This is a genomic window from Novosphingobium sp. MMS21-SN21R, from assembly GCF_031846015.1.
Classification (GTDB): Bacteria; Pseudomonadota; Alphaproteobacteria; order Sphingomonadales; family Sphingomonadaceae; genus Novosphingobium.
On the sequence record NZ_JAVRDU010000001.1, the window covers coordinates 195282 to 211109 of the forward strand.

At 65.0% G+C, this 15828-nt stretch carries 18 protein-coding genes; 12 read left to right on the forward strand and 6 right to left on the reverse strand.

Translation table 11 applies throughout. The features are described from left to right. Positions 1-49: 49 nt before the first annotated feature. The 3 genes from RM192_RS00990 to RM192_RS01000 form a co-directional block, all read right to left on the reverse strand. The gene (locus RM192_RS00990) at positions 50-754 is read right to left on the reverse strand and encodes a DUF1013 domain-containing protein (RefSeq protein ID WP_311505651.1); all 705 of its coding nucleotides are present in this window, start codon (positions 752-754) and stop codon (positions 50-52) included. 155 nt (positions 755-909) lie between these two features. After that, a complete protein-coding gene (locus tag RM192_RS00995; RefSeq protein ID WP_311505652.1) occupies positions 910-1314 on the reverse strand; it encodes a polymer-forming cytoskeletal protein in 405 nt (134 codons plus the stop codon). Beyond that, the gene (locus RM192_RS01000; RefSeq protein WP_311505653.1) at positions 1265-2398 is read right to left on the reverse strand and encodes a peptidoglycan DD-metalloendopeptidase family protein; all 1134 of its coding nucleotides are present in this window, start codon (positions 2396-2398) and stop codon (positions 1265-1267) included. Before RM192_RS01000 ends, RM192_RS00995 begins: the two co-directional genes overlap by 50 nt. 252 nt (positions 2399-2650) lie before the next feature. On the opposite strand from RM192_RS01000, the gene RM192_RS01005 reads away from it, so the two are divergent. The 9 genes from RM192_RS01005 (at position 2651) to RM192_RS01045 (ending at position 10018) form a co-directional block, all read left to right on the forward strand. Further along, on the forward strand, positions 2651-3928 hold the full coding sequence (locus RM192_RS01005; protein WP_311505655.1) for a glutamate-5-semialdehyde dehydrogenase: 1278 nt from the start codon (positions 2651-2653) through the stop codon (positions 3926-3928). Beyond that, entirely contained in the window at positions 3892-4566 is a 675-nt protein-coding gene (locus RM192_RS01010; protein WP_311505656.1) for a nicotinate-nucleotide adenylyltransferase, read from the forward strand. The genes RM192_RS01005 and RM192_RS01010 overlap by 37 nt, the downstream gene beginning before the upstream one ends. A gap of 109 nt (positions 4567-4675) precedes the next feature. Then, positions 4676-5089, forward strand: a complete 414-nt coding sequence (gene rsfS / locus RM192_RS01015; protein ID WP_311505657.1) for a ribosome silencing factor — start codon at positions 4676-4678, stop codon at positions 5087-5089. A gap of 113 nt (positions 5090-5202) precedes the next feature. Further along, entirely contained in the window at positions 5203-5628 is a 426-nt protein-coding gene (locus tag RM192_RS01020) for a 23S rRNA (pseudouridine(1915)-N(3))-methyltransferase RlmH (protein WP_311505658.1), read from the forward strand. Between the two features lie 9 nt (positions 5629-5637). Beyond that, positions 5638-6855, forward strand: coding sequence for a peptidoglycan DD-metalloendopeptidase family protein (locus RM192_RS01025; RefSeq protein ID WP_311505660.1), 1218 nt, complete (start codon positions 5638-5640; stop codon positions 6853-6855). Between the two features lie 128 nt (positions 6856-6983). After that, the gene (locus RM192_RS01030) at positions 6984-8327 is read left to right on the forward strand and encodes a S41 family peptidase (RefSeq protein WP_311505662.1); all 1344 of its coding nucleotides are present in this window, start codon (positions 6984-6986) and stop codon (positions 8325-8327) included. Positions 8328-8340: 13 nt separating this feature from the next. Continuing rightward, positions 8341-8823 (forward strand): disulfide bond formation protein B, encoded by a 483-nt coding sequence (locus tag RM192_RS01035; RefSeq protein WP_311505664.1) that lies wholly within the window; start codon positions 8341-8343, stop codon positions 8821-8823. A 2-nt stretch (positions 8824-8825) separates the two neighbouring features. Further along, positions 8826-9335 (forward strand): demethoxyubiquinone hydroxylase family protein, encoded by a 510-nt coding sequence (locus RM192_RS01040; protein WP_311505665.1) that lies wholly within the window; start codon positions 8826-8828, stop codon positions 9333-9335. 113 nt (positions 9336-9448) lie between these two features. After that, the gene (locus RM192_RS01045; RefSeq protein WP_311505666.1) at positions 9449-10018 is read left to right on the forward strand and encodes a hypothetical protein; all 570 of its coding nucleotides are present in this window, start codon (positions 9449-9451) and stop codon (positions 10016-10018) included. Positions 10019-10168: 150 nt separating this feature from the next. Here the strand turns inward: RM192_RS01045 and fabI are convergent, their stop codons facing one another. From fabI to RM192_RS01060, 3 genes are read right to left on the reverse strand one after another with little or no spacing between them, the layout of a single operon-like run. Beyond that, positions 10169-10972, reverse strand: coding sequence for an enoyl-ACP reductase FabI (gene fabI / locus RM192_RS01050; RefSeq protein WP_311505668.1), 804 nt, complete (start codon positions 10970-10972; stop codon positions 10169-10171). Next, positions 10969-12021 carry a YihY/virulence factor BrkB family protein gene (locus RM192_RS01055; RefSeq protein WP_311505669.1) on the reverse strand — a complete coding sequence of 351 codons (1053 nt, stop codon included), beginning with the start codon at positions 12019-12021 and terminating at the stop codon, positions 10969-10971. Before RM192_RS01055 ends, fabI begins: the two co-directional genes overlap by 4 nt. A 3-nt stretch (positions 12022-12024) precedes the next feature. Then, positions 12025-12981 (reverse strand): DnaJ C-terminal domain-containing protein, encoded by a 957-nt coding sequence (locus RM192_RS01060; protein WP_311505670.1) that lies wholly within the window; start codon positions 12979-12981, stop codon positions 12025-12027. Between the two features lie 243 nt (positions 12982-13224). Between RM192_RS01060 and pdxH the strand changes: the two genes are divergently transcribed. Genes pdxH through RM192_RS01075 form a run of 3 tightly spaced genes read left to right on the forward strand, consistent with a single transcriptional unit; the run spans position 13225 to position 15636 of the window. Next, complete coding sequence (pdxH, locus tag RM192_RS01065; protein WP_311505671.1) at positions 13225-13836, forward strand: pyridoxamine 5'-phosphate oxidase; 612 nt, start codon at positions 13225-13227, stop codon at positions 13834-13836. Positions 13837-13846: 10 nt separating this feature from the next. Further along, positions 13847-14824 (forward strand): cation diffusion facilitator family transporter, encoded by a 978-nt coding sequence (locus RM192_RS01070; RefSeq protein ID WP_311505673.1) that lies wholly within the window; start codon positions 13847-13849, stop codon positions 14822-14824. After that, complete coding sequence (locus RM192_RS01075; protein WP_311505674.1) at positions 14821-15636, forward strand: PhzF family phenazine biosynthesis protein; 816 nt, start codon at positions 14821-14823, stop codon at positions 15634-15636. Before RM192_RS01070 ends, RM192_RS01075 begins: the two co-directional genes overlap by 4 nt. Positions 15637-15828 lie beyond the last annotated feature (192 nt).

Consider the following 15828-nt stretch of genomic DNA (forward strand, 5'->3'; position numbering starts at 1 on the left):
CGCCCCGTTGCGGGGCGGCCTTTTACGTAATATCTGACCTGTACCCGGATCAGCTGTCCGAGATGCCCTCGGCGCGGCGGGCGGCGAGCCATGCGGCGGCTTCGGCTTCCTGCGCAGCTTCCGATGCAACCTTGATGTGGGCCTGACGCTCGGCGCGCAGTTCCTCGATCAGGGCGTCGCGGTCGGTGCCAAGGCGGATCGCGGCTTCGCCGTTATCCTCATAACCGGCCTTCTTCGCAGCCTTGGCGACCAGCGCATCGAGTTCGCGCTGCGAACACAGGCCCAGCGTTACCGGGTCCTTGGGATTGATGTTGCTGATGTTCCAGTGGCTGCGGTCGCGGATCGCAGCGATGGTCGTGCGGGTCGTGCCGATCAGCTTGCCGATCTGCGCATCCGATACCTCGGGGTGGTTGCGCAGGATCCAGGCGATGCCGTCCGGCTTGTCCTGACGCTTCGACACCGGGGTATAGCGCGGACCCTTGGTGCGGCTGACCGAGATCGGCGCGCGCTGCATCTTCAGGCGATATTCGGGATTGTCCTGGCCCTTGTCGATTTCGGCCTGATTGAGTTCGCCCGAGTGGAGCGGATCGCGCCCGGTGTACTTCTGGCCAGCCAGATCGTCTGCCATGGCCTGCACTTCAAGGATGTGCAGCCCGCAGAAATCGGCAATCTGCTCGAAAGTGAGCGCGGTATTGTCGACGAGCCACGACGCGGTCGCATGCGGCATCAGCGGATACGTGGGCTGGGTGCTCACGGGTGGTCTCCCGAAAAAATGTCAGACGCCAAAAAGGCGGATACAATAAGGGCCGCCCCTTGCGGAGCGGCCTTGCTTGTCACCGATGTAGGCGAGGAAGCCCCCAACGGCAAGAGTTGAGTTTGCAAGGCGCGAGCGTGCCCTGCGATTCTTGCTTAACTGACGAGCGTGAGCGCCGGTTCTTCGCCCGTTGGCACGCGGTGCGCGAACTTGCCGTCCACTTGCGCGCCCTGTTCGATGGTCAGCGCATCATAGCTGACGTCGCCGTGGATGCGCGCGGACGTTAGAATCACCAGCTCGCCCGCTTCGATCGAGCCATGGACGGTGCCCGAAAGCCGCGCGCTCTGTGCCCGGATCGCGCCGGTGATCGTGCTTTTCTCGCCCTGCACCAGCGCGGCGCAGGTGATGTCGCCTTCGACGCTACCGTCGATGTGGAGGTCGGCAGTCGCGGTCAGGTCACCTTTGACCGAAACGTCGGTGCCCAGAATCGAGAACGTGGCGGCCATCGAATTACCCCCGGATTGCGGGCGCAGATCCTGCGCGGGCTTCTTGTTGAACATTGCTGGCTGCCTCAAGGAAGGGGCGCGGATTGACCGGACGGTCGTTGATCCGCACCTCGAAGTGAAGATGGGGGCCGGTGGAACGGCCGGTGCTGCCGATCTTGCCGATTTCGGCGCCCGCGTCCACCTTCTGGCCGACCGAGGCACCCGTGCGCGACATATGGGCATAGCGCGTCATCAACCCATTGCCGTGGCTGACTTCGACGCAATTGCCGTAACCCTGCTTGACCCCGACGAAGCTGACCGTGCCCGCTGCCGCCGCATAGATCGGTGCGCCAATGGGTCCACGGAAATCGAGGCCAGCATGGAATGCCGCGCCGCCGGTGAACGGATCGGAGCGATAGCCGAAGCCGCTCGAGATATATTCGAGGCTGGCTGGCAGCGTGTTGGGAATGCGGGCAAGCCCCTTCTGCATGGCGGCCATGCGCTCAAGGCTGGCGCCCAGACGGGCAAATCGCGGGTCGAGGCTTTCGTCACGCCCGGTGAACAGGCGGATCAGCGGACCGCCCTGGCCTTCGCGTGCACTCGCTTTGAGCATCGCAGGGTTCAAACCTACCCGGCGTATCGCGGTTTCCGCCGCAGAGGCGCGAGCATCGGCAAAGCGGGTCAGGCGTTCGATAAAGGCGAGCTGGCGGGCCTCGATCTCGGCAAGACGGCGCGCTTCGGGCAGTTCCATCGAGATCTTGCGCACGGTCTTCTGCGCTTCTGCGCTGCTGTCCGAAACGGTGCCTTGGGGGAGATCCCTGGGCAGTTCGCCGATAGTGCCCTGAATGGCCTTCTCGATGAAGTCCTGCCGCCGGGCAAGGTCGTCGGCGACGCCCTCAAGCCCGCCGCGATACTTCTGCACGCGGCTTTCCGCCGAAGCGACGGCGGCTTCGCGCTGCAGCAAGGCGGCGTGATCCTGCGCTGCGGAGAACTGCGATACGAGCGTGGCTGTCATCATCCCAAGCCACAGCAGAACCGCTGCGGCGATTCCGCCCGCAACCGACATCTGCAGGCGCGGCGAAATGCGGATGAAGCGGACCTGGCCGTGCGAGCGCATGAAGAACTCACGCTCTGGAAACCAGCTCCGTATCCGGGCCATGGCCTCGGACAGCTTAATGGTTGGCAAGACTTGTCGACCCCCGTCGTATTTTTTGTGCGATCCCGTTGGGGCGCGCGGTAGCGGCGGGAACCAATCGTGGCGAATCGGATTGGGTCCAAGCGGGCCGAACCGTGTGAGTCCCCCGATGAATCGTTTGCAGGGATGTGATCGGGTGCATTTCAGCCCGTTAAAACGGCCTTCGAGTCGCACTCACGCATGACATTGCGGGTGCACGGTGTTAGGGGCACGGCCATGTCCACGCAGCTTGCCCAGCCCGCCGAATCCGTCACCGAAATGGTCGAAGGCCTTGCCCGCGCCGCCCGCACGGCGCAGCGCGCTCTCGCCCGCATGGATTCGCCAGCAAAGGAGCGCGCGCTCAAGTTGGCTGCTGCTGCTCTCCGCGATGCCGAGGCCGAGATTCTCGCCGCCAACGCGCAGGACATGGCCAATGGCGCAGCAAACGGCCTGACGTCCGCGCTGCTCGACCGGCTCAAGCTCACGCCTGAACGGCTCGCCGGTGTGGCCGAAGCGGTGGAACAGGTCGCCTCGCTGGCCGATCCTGTCGGTGAAGTGATCAGCGAGGCCGCGCGCCCCAACGGCATGGTGCTGCAGCGCGTCCGCATTCCCGTGGGCGTGATCGGTATCATCTATGAAAGCCGCCCCAATGTGACCGCCGATGCCGCCGCGCTTTGCGTGCGCTCGGGCAATGCCGCGATCCTGCGCGGCGGGTCGGAGGCGGTCCATTCGAATCGCGCGATTCATGCGGCGCTGGTCAAGGGTCTGACCGAAGGCGGCGTGCCTGCCGAGGCTGTGCAACTCATGCCCACCCAGGACCGCGCGGCAGTTGGCGCGATGCTGGCGGCGGCGGGCCTGATCGACATGATCGTGCCGCGCGGCGGCAAGAGCCTCGTCGCCCGCGTCCAGGCCGATGCCCGCGTGCCCGTGCTCGCGCATCTTGACGGGATCAACCACACATTCGTTCACGCCGCCGCCGACGAAGCCATGGCGAAGGCGATCGTGCTCAACGCCAAGATGCGCCGCACCGGCATCTGCGGCGCTATGGAAACGCTGCTGATCGACGCGACTTATCCCGATCCGCACGGGCTGGTCGAGCCGCTCATTGCGGCGGGCTGCGAGTTGCGCGGCGATGCCCGCGCCTGCGCCATCGATCCGCGCATCACGCCTGCATCGGATGAGGACTGGGACACCGAATACCTCGAAGCGATCCTCTCGGTCGCCGTGGTTGACGGGCTGGACGAAGCGCTGGCCCATGTTTCCGCCCATGCCTCGGGCCACACCGATGCCATCGTCACGCAGGATCAGGCCGTGGCTGACCGCTTCCTTGGCGAAGCCGACAGCGCGATTGTCATGCACAATGCCTCGAGCCAGTTCGCCGATGGTGGCGAATTTGGTCTTGGCGCGGAAATCGGCATCGCCACCGGGCGGCTGCATGCACGCGGCCCGGTCGCGCTCGAAGGGCTCACCACCTACAAGTGGCTGGTGCGCGGTTCGGGGCAGGTGCGCCCCTGACGCTCACGGGTCTTCTCGGCGGCAGCTTCAATCCCGCGCACGGCGGGCACCGCCGTGTCACGCTTTTCGCAATGGAAGCGCTGGCGCTGGAAGAGGTATGGTGGCTGGTCTCGCCCGGCAATGTGCTGAAGCCTGCAGCCGGCATGGCCCCGCTGCCCGCGCGCCTCGCCTCGGCGCAGCAGCAGTCGCGCCGCGCCCCGATCCGCGCCACCGCGATCGAGCGCGAACTTGGCACGCGCTACACGGTCGATACTTTGCGCGCGCTCCAGCGCCGTTATCCCAGGCGCCGCTTCGTCTGGCTGATGGGTGCGGACAACCTTGCGCAGTTCCACCGCTGGAAGAACTGGCGGCAGATTGCCCGGACGATGCCGATTGCGGTGATCGCGCGTCCGGGGTATGATGAAGCTGCCCTGGCAAGTCCTGCCATGGCCTGGCTGCGCCGCTGGCGCCAGCGGCCCGGACAGTTCGTCTCCGGCGCAATGCGGAGCGCTCCGGCGCTGACCATTCTTCGCTTCGATCCCGATCCCCGGTCGGCCAGCGCGATTCGCGCCGCCGATCCTGACTGGGCTGACCGCATAGCCACGGCCAGCCTGCGCGATCCGTTGACGCATCGCGCCATGAAACGGGGCGCAACCTGACCGCGCAAATCCCGAAAAACCCCGCGCGCGCCGGGCGCAGCGCCGAAACACTTGCGCCAATCAACCGTTATTCCTTGACTCTTGAGCCACGGAGGCCATTTCGCGCACCATGACCAGCGTTCAACCTGTCTCGGCAAGCGCCGACAAAGCCAATAAAGTGTCTGCAACGGCCGACAACGCCCCACGCACTGCCGCTTCGCTCCACGAACTCGTGCTTGCATCGCTCGACGATGATCAGGCGATGGAAGTCGTCAGCCTTGCTCTCGAAGGCAAAAGCTCGATCGCCGACTACATGGTGATCGCTTCGGGCCGTTCGACCCGCCAGGTCGCGTCGATGGCGCAAAAGCTGTCAGAGCGCATCAAGCAGGGCGGCTACGGCCACGTCCGCACCGAAGGTCTGCCTGCTGCAGACTGGGTGCTGGTCGATGCCGGTGATGTCGTCATCCACCTGTTCCGCCCCGAAGTGCGCACGTTCTACAACCTCGAACGCATGTGGAACTTCGGCGACGCGGGCGCAGCTTAAGCAGCGCCCCCTCCCGCCTGCGGGAGGGCTTGGGCGAGGGCCTGATGCTCTCTCCGCTCAAAAGCGACACAGCGGGGATTCAAATCCCCGCAAATCCCCGCTACACCGCCCTAATGCTCCTCCACATCATCGCTCGCGGCAAGATTGGCCGCTCGCCCGAGGCGGAGCTGGTAGAGCGCTATGCCAAGCGGATCAGTTGGGGCTGGAAAGTCACCGAACTGCCTGACCGGGGTGGAACGCTTCCGCCGCCGTCGCAAACGCCTTCGCGCACGGTCGCCATGGACGAGCGCGGCAAGCAGCTGACCTCCAGCGAGTTTGCCGCGATCCTTGGCCGGTGGCGGGATGATGGCGTGCGCGAGGCGCGGTTCCTGATCGGTGCCGCCGATGGCCACGACGATGACCAGCGTGAATCCGCAGACCTCCTCATCGCGTTCGGCAAGGCGACCTGGCCGCACATGATGGCGCGCGCAATGCTGGCCGAACAGCTCTGGCGCGCCACCAGCATCCTTGCTGGTCATCCCTACCACCGTGAGGGATAAGTCGCCGCCATGACGTCACGCTTTGCGTTCCTGTTCACCGTGTTGGCGCTCGCCGGAGTAGCGGCTTGGCAGGTATCGGCGCAGCAGGCCACGCCCTTTGCCGACGCTGGCGAAGCGGGCGAGGCGCTGCGCCGCGCAGACCAATCTCTGGCGATGACCCGCGCCCGTGCCGAGAAGCTGGACAAGTCCGCACGCTCCGCCACGGCAGAGGCCGACCGGACCGCACGAGAAGCCGCCGCCGTGGCAGCGCGCATCCAGCAATCGCAGGCCGAGATCGAACTCGCACAGGCCAAAATCGCCTTGATCGACCGCCAGCGCGAAGCCTTGCGCGGGCGCATGGCCGAGCGGCAGGAGCCGGTCGTGCGCCTGACTGCCGCCCTGCAGATGATGGCGCGCCGTCCGCTCGCGTTCGGTCTGGTCCGCGCCGATTCCCTGCGCGACACCGTTTACTTGCGCGCGGTCATGGAAACGATGCTTCCCGAGGTGCGCCGCCGCACCGCAGGCTTGCGTGCCGAGATCCAGCGCGGGCGCAAACTGCAGGACGCCGCGCGCCTTGCCGCAACCCAGCGCCGCGACGGCGAGAAGTCGCTCGCCGCGCGGCAGGTGGAACTGGCCTCACTCGAAAGCCGCCAGCGCCTCGCGTCGCGCGCCGCACAGGGAGTCGCCAGCCGAGAGGCGGACCGCGCAATGGCGCTTGCCGAACAGACCCGCGATCTGTCCGCGCTGATGGGCCAGCTAGAGGATGACGGTGCGCTGCGCAGCCGCCTTGCCGCCTTGCCCGGCCCGATCCTGCCGCCAAGCAAGCCCGGTGAAGTGTTGATGGTCGTCGATTCGCCAGTCGCGGCGTCGCCGGTGCCGACCGGCGGCATCGCCTGGATCATCCCGGTCGCAGGCCGCCTTGTCTCTGGCTTCGGCGAGCGCCGCGAAGTTGGTCTCACTACCGGGATCACGCTCGCGGCCAGCGGCGGCGCGCAAGTCGTCTCGCCCGCCGATGGCCGTGTCGCCTTTGCCGGGCCCTATCGCGGTTATGGCCGGATCGTGATCGTTGAGCACGAAGGCGGCTGGACCACGCTCGTCACCAATCTCGGCCGAATCGGTGCGGCCGTGGGTGAAAAGGTCGTGCAAGGATCGCCGCTCGGCAGTGCCGGTCCGGGCCGCCCGGTGCTCACTGTGGAGCTTCGGCGCGGCGGAACGCCGGTCAATCCGCTCGAACAGGTGCGCGGCTGACCCTTGTCGGAGCGGATCATGCGTTCGTCGATCCGCGAATGCCTGCCCCAAAACCTCATCTGGCGTTAATTCACCGGGGGTTATAGAACCGTCACATGCATGCTCCTTCGCGAAAGGCCCCAAGGGCAATGAAGTTCGCCCCCCTGCTGCGCGCCACCGCGCTGGTTACCGCCGTTGCGTTGATTCCCGCTGCCACCGCAGGCCTCGCCGCGGTTGACGCGCGCTCCGGCCCCGAATTCGGCAAGCTGATCGCGGTCTATGAGCGGGTGAAGGCCAACTATGTAGAGCCGGTCGATGACGACAAGCTGCTCAAGGGCGCGATTGACGGCATGCTCGCTACGCTCGATCCGCACAGTTCCTATCTCGACGCGCGAGATTTCGAGAACCTGCGAACCCAGACCGAAGGCTCCTACGGCGGCCTCGGCCTGTCGGTCACCATGGATGACGGCGCGGTCAAGGTCATCGCGCCGACCAAGGGCAGCCCCGCCGATCTCGCCGGGGTCAAGGCGGGCGACTACATCACGCATCTTGATGGCAAGCTGATCTACGGCGGGTCGCTCGACGAAGCGGTTGACCAGATGCGCGGCGTTCCGGGCACCCAGATCCGCCTCAGTGTGTTCCGCCCGGGCCGCGATGAGCCGTTCGATGTTACCGTCACCCGCCAGATCATCGAACTGAAGCCCGTCGCGCTCGAAATGCAGGGTAATGTCGCGGTCATTTCGGTGTCGAGTTTCAGCGCCGATGTCGGCGCCGCAGTGATGAAGTCGTGGAACGAGGCCAAGGCGAAGAGCGGGGGCAAGGTCAGCGGGCTGGTGCTTGATCTGCGCAGCAATCCGGGCGGCTTGCTCGATGAAGCCGTGGCGCTGTCCGACCTGTTCCTCGATCACGGCACGATCGTCTCGCAGCGCGGGCGTTACGCGCGCGATAACGAAGTCTATCCGGCTGAGATCGTGACCAAGGGCGATATCGCCAAGGGCATTCCGATGATCGTGCTGATCGACGAAGGCTCGGCCTCTGCGTCTGAAATCGTGGCGGGCGCACTGCAGGACCAGCACCGCGCGGTAATCATGGGCCAGCGCAGCTTCGGCAAGGGCAGCGTGCAGACGCTGATCCCGCTCACCCGCGATACGGCGGTAAAGATCACCACCGCGCGCTATTACACCCCGTCGGGCCGCTCGGTGCAGGAAGGCGGCATCGATCCCGATATCGCCGTGCCGCAGATTTCCGACCCTGATTTGCGCAAGCGCGCGATGCGCTCCTACCGCGAGAGCGACTTGCGCGGCCACCTGATCAACGAGATCAAGCTGGACGACAAGGATCTCGAAAAGGACAAGGTCGACGATCCGCGCTTCAAGATGACGCCCGAGGAATTGAAGGCGAAGAACATCAAGGATTTCCAGTTGTACTATGCGGTGCAGACGCTGGGCCGGACTGCGCCCCGCAGTGCACTTGCGGCAAAGTTGAAGCGGTAATAGGGCGGGGGGCATGACACCGGTCCAGTCCCGCAACACCGCCTATGCGCTCGCGCTGATCGTGCCCGCAGCCCTGATGGGCGGTGCGCTGATCTCGCAATATGTGTTCGGGCTTTATCCCTGCCAGATGTGCTGGTGGCAACGCTATCCGCACATTGCCGCGATCGTGCTGGCGCTGCTCGCCTTCACCATGAAGGGCCGGGGGGCTGGCGACATGACGGTGATTCTCGCCGCGATCTGCGTCGGCGCATCGGGCCTGATCGGCGGCTTCCACGCGGGCGTCGAATATGGCTGGTGGGAGGGCATCACCTCCTGCGCTACGGTTGCAGGCGGCGGCGATCCGCTTGATGCGATCATGAACGCGCCGGTCATCCGCTGCGATGTGGCGCCGTGGACGCTGCTGGGCGTGAGCCTCGCCGGTTTCAACTTCCTGATTTCGATGGCCGGAGCGGCGGCAATCTTTGCGCTGCTCGGCAAGGGCCGGAAAGGCACCTGATCATGGTCAAGAACGCCTCGATGCTGCGCGTGGACCAAGCCGGTGAATTCGGCGCGACCCGCATCTATGCAGGCCAGCTTGCGGTCATGGGCGACCGCGCACCGCATTCGGCGGAAATCGCCGGGATGGCAGCGCAGGAAGCCGAGCACCGCAGGCGCTTCGACGATCTGATTGCGCGGCGCGGCGTGCGTCCCACCGCGCTTCAGCCGGTATGGTCCGCCGCAGGCTTTGCGCTGGGCGCTGCCACCGCGCTGATCGGCCCTGAAGCGGCGATGGCCTGCACTGCCGCGATCGAAACCGAGATCGACCGCCACTATACCGAGCAGCTTGAAGAACTTGGCGACGAAGACCCTGAACTCTCCGCGATGATCCGGGAATTCCGCGACGATGAGCGCGAACACCGCGATGCCGCTCTTGCGGCAGGCGCGGAAAAGGCCCCCGCCTATCCGGTGCTGTTCCATGCAATCCGCCTCGGCTGCCGCGCGGCGATCGCCATCAGCAAACGGATCTAGGCGTCAAAAACTCCGCTCAGGCTGAGCGGATGTTGTCGCGGGAACGTCTGCCTTCATCTACCATTCAGTACCCAGGCGGCCTATATCGAAGCCAAGCCTGCCGGAGACCACAGATGAAGCGCCTGATTCCTGCCGTCCTTCTTGCCGCCAGCGCACTCGCGGCTCCGGCCCAAGCGCAGGACACCGGCTTGACCGACCCTGCGGGCGAGCGTGTCAACCAGATCATCGTCTATGGCAACGATCCGTGCCCGGCCTCCGCCGATGGCACGATCACCGTCTGCGCGCGCAAGGAGGAGGAAGAGCGTTTCCGCATTCCCAAGCCGCTGCGCGACAATCCCAACGCGCCTGCCAATCAGGCCTGGTCCGAGAAGGTCCGGGCTTATGAAACGGTTGGCGCCTCGGGCGTCAATTCCTGCTCGGCGGTGGGGTCAGGAGGCGCATCGGGCTGTCTTACCCGCCTGATCGACCGTGCCTATGCCGAAAAGAAGATCGCGCCGGATGTCCAGTTCGGCAAGCTGATCGAGGAAGAGCGCGCCCGCCGTCTCCAGACCATCGATGCCGATGCTGCAGCCGAACAGGGCCGCGTCGAACAGATCGAAAAGGAATACGAAGCGCGCCTGAAGCGCGAACGCGACGGTGTTGAAGCGCCGGCGGTTACTCCGACAACCTCGCCACAACCCTGACAATCCCGTTCGTCCCGCGCGTAGTCGAGACACCGCGCACCGTGTCTCGACCGCGCCCGATACGAACGGACGGGGGAATTTTCGACTGACTCATTCTCCCCGCTCATCCTGAGCGTGTCGAAGAACGGGCGCACGCGGCGCCCGCCCAATTCACCCCAGCGCGATGTCGGGCGCGTCTTCCTGTTTCATGCCGACGGTGTGGTAGCCCGCATCCACATGATGCGTCTCACCGGTCACGCCCGATGCGAGGTCTGACAGCAGATACAGCCCGGCACCGCCAACATCGTCGATGGTCACGTTGCGGCGCAGCGGACTGTTGAGTTCGTTCCACTTGAGGATGTAGCGGAAATCGCCGATGCCGCTCGCGGCCAGCGTCTTGATCGGACCGGCTGACAGCGCGTTGACGCGGATGCCCTGCGGCCCGCAGTCGTTGGCGAGATACTTGACGCTGGCTTCCAGCGCGGCCTTGGCCACGCCCATCACGTTGTAATGCGGCACGACCTTTTCCGCGCCGTAATAGGTCAGCGTGATAATCGAACCGCCGTTCGGCATCATTTCGGCCGCGCGCTTGGTGACGGCGACAAGGCTGTAGGCCGAGATGTTCATCGTCATCAGGAAGTTGTCGAGCGTGGTGTCGTAGAACTTGCCCCGAAGCTGGGTCTTGTCCGAATAGCCGATGGCGTGGACGATGAAGTCGATCGTCGGCCAGCGCGCTTTCAGCGTTTCGAACGTGGTGTCGAGCGCGTCCATGTCGGACACGTCACATTCGATCAGGAAATCGCTGCCAAGGCTTTCGGCCAGCGGGCGCACGCGCTTTTCCAGCGCTTCACCCTGATATGAGAATGCCAGCTCCGCACCATGTTCGTGCAGCTTCTTGGCAATGCCCCATGCGAGCGACTTGTCGTTGGCGAGGCCCATGATCAGGCCCCGCTTTCCCTGCATCAGTCCGATCATGCGCTTTCGTTCTCGCTTCTGGTCTTTGTCTCATGCACCGCGCCGTGCTTGCTTGCGCGGTCGCGATCGTCAGCCTGGCCCAGCATGTCGCGTTCTTCCGGCGTTTCGGCCAGCGCGGCGTTGAGTTCGGCACCCACGACCATCCCTAAGCCGACAAGCCAGAAAAAGAAAAGGGCGATCATCATTCCGGCAAGGCTGCCGTACGTCAGATCGTAGGAGAAAAACGTCCGCAACACGGTCGGCAGCGCTGTGGTCACGCCGATCCACCATGCCGTCACGAACAGTGCGCCGGGCCATTTGGGGTAGTTGCGCCCGCGAAATGCCCCCGGCGTAAGCGAAGCAATCAACAGCCACAGCGCGCCATACAGAATGAATGCCGGCGCAAACCGGCTGATCGCCAGCATGTCGACCAGGTCACCAAACTGCGGCAGCCATGCCTCGATCACTTCCTGCGCGGTGCCGATCATCACTTGCGCGATGATCGAAAGGAGGATCAGCACCACCGACGCCAGCGTAATCCCGGTAGACGCAAGCCTGTAGCGCCAGAAGGCGTGTTCCCAGCGCGTGCCATAGGCGCGGCGCAGGATGTCGCGGATCGTTTCGACCAGACTGCCGACGGTCCACAATCCGAAGAACCCGCCGATCCACAACAGCCAGCCGCTGCGCGCCTCGATCACGCTGCGCGCAACTGGCTCGATCACGTTGGCTACCACCGGCGGGAGCGCAATCAGCACGGTATTGATCGCGGCGGCGCGCTGGCTCGGCTCGCCGATTACTGAAAACAGCGCGGCGGCGGTGATGAAGAACGGGAACAGGGCGATGACCATCATGTAGGCAAGGTTGCCCGCATGGATGGAGCCGTCGTTGTAAGCGCCGGTCCAGACGCGCTTGATCACTTCCCAGGCGCGGCTTCCCGGCCCCAACGTCGCGCGCGCTTCGGCAAGGCCCGCGCGCCAGCGCAGCGCCTCGCGGCGCCGCGCTTCGGGCGAGAGGTCGGGAACATCCACAAGCGGGCGAGCGCCCGGCGGGAGATTGCCGGGCTCGGTCATGTATCAGACACCAAGTTTGCTTCGAAGGTCACGCATGTCCTGCCAACCCTCGAGACGGGCTTTAAGGTCCTGATCTTCTGCAGGAAGATCGATTTGCAGCGTTACCAGCTGGTCGCCGCGAGATCCGTCCTTGCGCGTGAAGCCCCGGCCCTTGAGCCGCAGCGTGCGTCCGCTCGATGTGCCGGGCGCGACCGTCAGCATGACCGGACCGTCAACCGTGGGCACCTTGACCTTGGCACCCTGCACCGCTTCGGACAGGCTGATCGGCAGGTCGAGACGGATGGCGTCGCCGTCGCGCTCGTAAAACGGGTGATTGCCGACTTCGAGCGTGACTATGGCATCGCCGTTGCCACCGGGGCCGGGTTCACCCTTGCCGCCAAGCCGCATCTGCTGGCCGTTTTCCAGGCCCGCAGGGAGCTTGAGGTCGATGGTCTTGCCATCTGACAGCGTGATCCGCTGGTTGGCGCGCGTGGCCGCATCGACGAACGAGACCTGCAGCCGGTAGCTGACGTTGGCGCCCTTGGGAGGGGGACCGCGCCGCGCGCCGCCTCCGAAGCCGCCGCCGCCCATGCCGCCCCGGCCGCCGAACAGGCCTTCGAAGATGTCGCCGATGTCGACGCCTTCCGGACCGCCGCCGCCGCCAAAGCCGCCCTCGAACCCGCCATCGTGCCGGAAGCCGCCCTGGTTGCCGCGAAAGCCACCGCCGCCGCCGAAGCCGCCACCGAACGGTCCTGCGGGATTGCCATCGGCGTCGATCTCGCCGCGATCGAACTTGGCCCGCTTGTCCTTGTCCGACAGCAGGTCATAGGCACGGGTCACCTCGGAAAAGCGCTCCGTTGCCTTGGGATTGTCCTGGTTGGTATCGGGATGCAGCTCCTTCGCCAGCTTGCGATAGGCGGACTTGATGTCCTTCTCGCTAGCGCTGCGGGGAACGCCCAGAATTGTGTACGGATCGGCCATGCCGTCTAGCTAGGATCATAGCGGCCTGCCCGCAAGGTTGCCTTTCCTACACCGGCCCGCCGGAGTAGGCACAAGTCCATGCAATTGATCCCGGTCATGGCAATCCCGCCGATTTTCTATGAGGTAAACAGCGAGGCATCCATACGTCCCCGCGAAGGGGGGGGGCCTCGCGCCTCGGGGGAGGGGCCCCGGTAAAATCGCTCTGGACTGTGTAAACCGTATAAACCTTGTCAGGAAACTTTCGTGAATTCTGAACAGAACGCTGACGCTATCCCGCATGCCGATCCCATGGCGACCTTCGAATCATGGTTCGAACAGGCGAAGCAGAGCGAACCCAACGATCCCAACGCCATGGCGCTGGCCACCGCGACGCCCGAGGGCATTCCCTCGGTGCGGATGGTACTGCTCAAGGGCCACGGGCCGGACGGCTTCGTGTTCTACACCAACTTCCACAGCCGCAAGGGCGGGGAGCTTGCCGCCAACCCCCATGTCGCGCTGCTGTTTCACTGGAAATCGCTGCGCCGCCAGATCCGCATCGAAGGCGCGATCAGCGAAGTGACTCCAGCCGAAGCCGACGCCTACTTCGCCAGCCGCCACCCTGAATCGCGGCTCGGCTCGGCAGCGTCGGACCAGTCGCGCCCGCTGCCTGACCGGCAGACTTATCTGAACCGCGTGGAAGCCCTGCGCGCGCAGTATCCGGACGACCACGTGCCGCGTCCCGCGCACTGGTCAGGATATCGTGTGCGCCCGTCTGCCATGGAATTCTGGCAGGACCGTGATCACCGCCTTCACGAACGCCGCCGCTTTCTCCCCGATGGCACGGGCGGCTGGACCAGCACCCTGCTTTACCCTTAAGGCTCAGGCAATGGACACCACGACGACAAACACCCACAACGATCTCAACCGCAAGGCCGCGCTGGCGAGCATTTCGGTGGCGGTCCTGCTGGTCGGAATGAAGGTCTGGGCGGTCGTCTCGACCGGCTCGACCGCGATGCTGGGCAGCCTTGCCGATACCGCGCTCGATCTTGTCGCCAGCCTGGCCACGCTGCTCGGCGTATGGGTCGCGGCGCAGCCGGACGATCACAATCACCGCTTCGGTCACGGCAAGGCCGAGGCGCTGGCGGCGATGTTTCAGGTCGTTTTGATCTCGATCTCGGCCATCGGCCTTGCCTATCGTGCGATTCAGCAGTTCTTCGGCGGTGCGCAAGTGGCCGAGGCCGAATCGGGCGTGATCGTCTCGGCGATCGCGCTTGGCGCGACACTCGCGCTGCTGGCCTATCAGCGCCATGTGATCCGGGCGACCGGCAGCCTCGCGATCAGCACCGACAATGTCCATTACAAGTCTGACCTGTTCCTCAACCTCGCGGTGATAGCAGCGCTTCTGCTCGATACTTACGCAGGGATTCCCGGCTCGGACGCGGTCTTCGCGTTCGGCATTGCGTTGTGGCTGGCGTGGGGCGCGTGGGGCGCCTCGCAGGCCGCGATCGAGCAGTTGATGGACCACGAATGGCCGCTCGAAAAGCGCGAGCGGTTCCTCCAGGTCGTGGCGCAGCATCCCGAACTCAAGGGCCTGCATGATCTGCGCACGCGCACCAGCGGCAATCGCGATTTCGTCCAGTTCCACGTCTGGGTCGATGGCCGGATGACCGTAACCGAGGCGCACCGCGTGATGGACGAGATCGAGGACAAACTCATCGCGGAGTTTCCCGGCGTCGAAATCCTGATCCATCCCGATCCCGAAGGGCTGGTCGACGAAGGCGTGATGGGGGCGGAAAATCTGCTCGAACCAGCAATGGACGGCACCAGCCCCGCCATTCTCGCACAGGGAGCGCCGACGCCGTGACCGACAGCAGAGTCCCCTATTTCCATGTCGATGCCTTCACCACCACGCCCCTGAAAGGGAATCAGGCAGCGGTGATGATGCTCGAGGCCTGGCCGGACGATGCGACGCTGCAGGCGATTGGCGCGGAAAACCTGTTCGCCGAAACCGCGTTTCTGGTGCCCGATGATTCGGGTGCTGCGGACTTCGAATTGCGCTGGTTCACCCCCACCGTCGAGGTCGCGATGTGCGGCCATGCCACGCTCGCTTCGGGCCACGTCGTTCTGGCGCAGGACCCGATGCGCGGGCGTGTGACTTTCGCCACGCGCAAGGCGGGCATTCTCGAAGTGGTGCGTGATGGCGCGCGCTATGTCCTGTCGCTGCCCGCCGTGCCGACCGCTCCCGGCGCGTTTGACGAAGCCGTGCCCATGCTGGGGGCGTCGGTGCCGCGCGAGGTCTGGCAGTGCGATGGCTATAACATATTCATCTACGGCTCGGCCGATGACGTTCTGGCATTGACGCCCGACTTCAAGGCGCTGCTGGCATATGGCGATGCACAGTTCATCGCCACGGCGCAGGGCGCTGGCCATGCCTCGGGCGCGGATGTGGTCAGCCGCGTGTTCGTGCCCGGTGGCGGGATCGACGAAGACGCGGCGACGGGTTCGGCCCATGCCGCGCTCACGCCGATCTGGGCGGCAAAGCTGGGGCGCGGCGAATTTTTCGCGCATCAGGCTTCGGTCCGCGGGGCAGATTTTGCCTGCAGCCTCGAAGCGGGCCGTGTGTTGCTGGGTGGGTCTTGCGTGACCATGGTTGAGGGCTTGTTCCGCCTGCCCTAGGGTCAGGACCTATTACCTGCGCCTTCGAGGTTTGAAGCAGAATGGCCTGATGCAAGGCGGATGGGCGCAGGAATAGCCATTCTATTTCAAGCCCATCTAACGCAGCAGCTGGCCATTGTGGTCAAATCCCTGCGGGACGCCGGAATGGCTTCCATCTCGGCCAGATACTCGCTTGGAAAGGCAACCAGCCTT

What these genes read in the sequence shown, in the direction of transcription:
- RM192_RS00995 (WP_311505652.1), bottom strand. Translation starts at nt 1,314, where the DNA reads ATGTTCAACAAGAAGCCCGCGCAGGATCTGCGCCCGCAATCCGGGGGT.
- RM192_RS01000 (WP_311505653.1), bottom strand. Translation starts at nt 2,398, where the DNA reads ATGGCCCGGATACGGAGCTGGTTTCCAGAGCGTGAGTTCTTCATGCGC.
- RM192_RS01005 (WP_311505655.1), top strand. Translation starts at nt 2,651, where the DNA reads ATGTCCACGCAGCTTGCCCAGCCCGCCGAATCCGTCACCGAAATGGTC.
- rsfS (WP_311505657.1), top strand. Translation starts at nt 4,676, where the DNA reads ATGACCAGCGTTCAACCTGTCTCGGCAAGCGCCGACAAAGCCAATAAA.
- RM192_RS01020 (WP_311505658.1), top strand. Translation starts at nt 5,203, where the DNA reads ATGCTCCTCCACATCATCGCTCGCGGCAAGATTGGCCGCTCGCCCGAG.
- RM192_RS01025 (WP_311505660.1), top strand. Translation starts at nt 5,638, where the DNA reads ATGACGTCACGCTTTGCGTTCCTGTTCACCGTGTTGGCGCTCGCCGGA.
- RM192_RS01030 (WP_311505662.1), top strand. Translation starts at nt 6,984, where the DNA reads ATGAAGTTCGCCCCCCTGCTGCGCGCCACCGCGCTGGTTACCGCCGTT.
- RM192_RS01035 (WP_311505664.1), top strand. Translation starts at nt 8,341, where the DNA reads ATGACACCGGTCCAGTCCCGCAACACCGCCTATGCGCTCGCGCTGATC.
- RM192_RS01040 (WP_311505665.1), top strand. Translation starts at nt 8,826, where the DNA reads ATGGTCAAGAACGCCTCGATGCTGCGCGTGGACCAAGCCGGTGAATTC.
- RM192_RS01045 (WP_311505666.1), top strand. Translation starts at nt 9,449, where the DNA reads ATGAAGCGCCTGATTCCTGCCGTCCTTCTTGCCGCCAGCGCACTCGCG.
- fabI (WP_311505668.1), bottom strand. Translation starts at nt 10,972, where the DNA reads ATGATCGGACTGATGCAGGGAAAGCGGGGCCTGATCATGGGCCTCGCC.
- RM192_RS01055 (WP_311505669.1), bottom strand. Translation starts at nt 12,021, where the DNA reads ATGACCGAGCCCGGCAATCTCCCGCCGGGCGCTCGCCCGCTTGTGGAT.
- RM192_RS01060 (WP_311505670.1), bottom strand. Translation starts at nt 12,981, where the DNA reads ATGGCCGATCCGTACACAATTCTGGGCGTTCCCCGCAGCGCTAGCGAG.
- RM192_RS01070 (WP_311505673.1), top strand. Translation starts at nt 13,847, where the DNA reads ATGGACACCACGACGACAAACACCCACAACGATCTCAACCGCAAGGCC.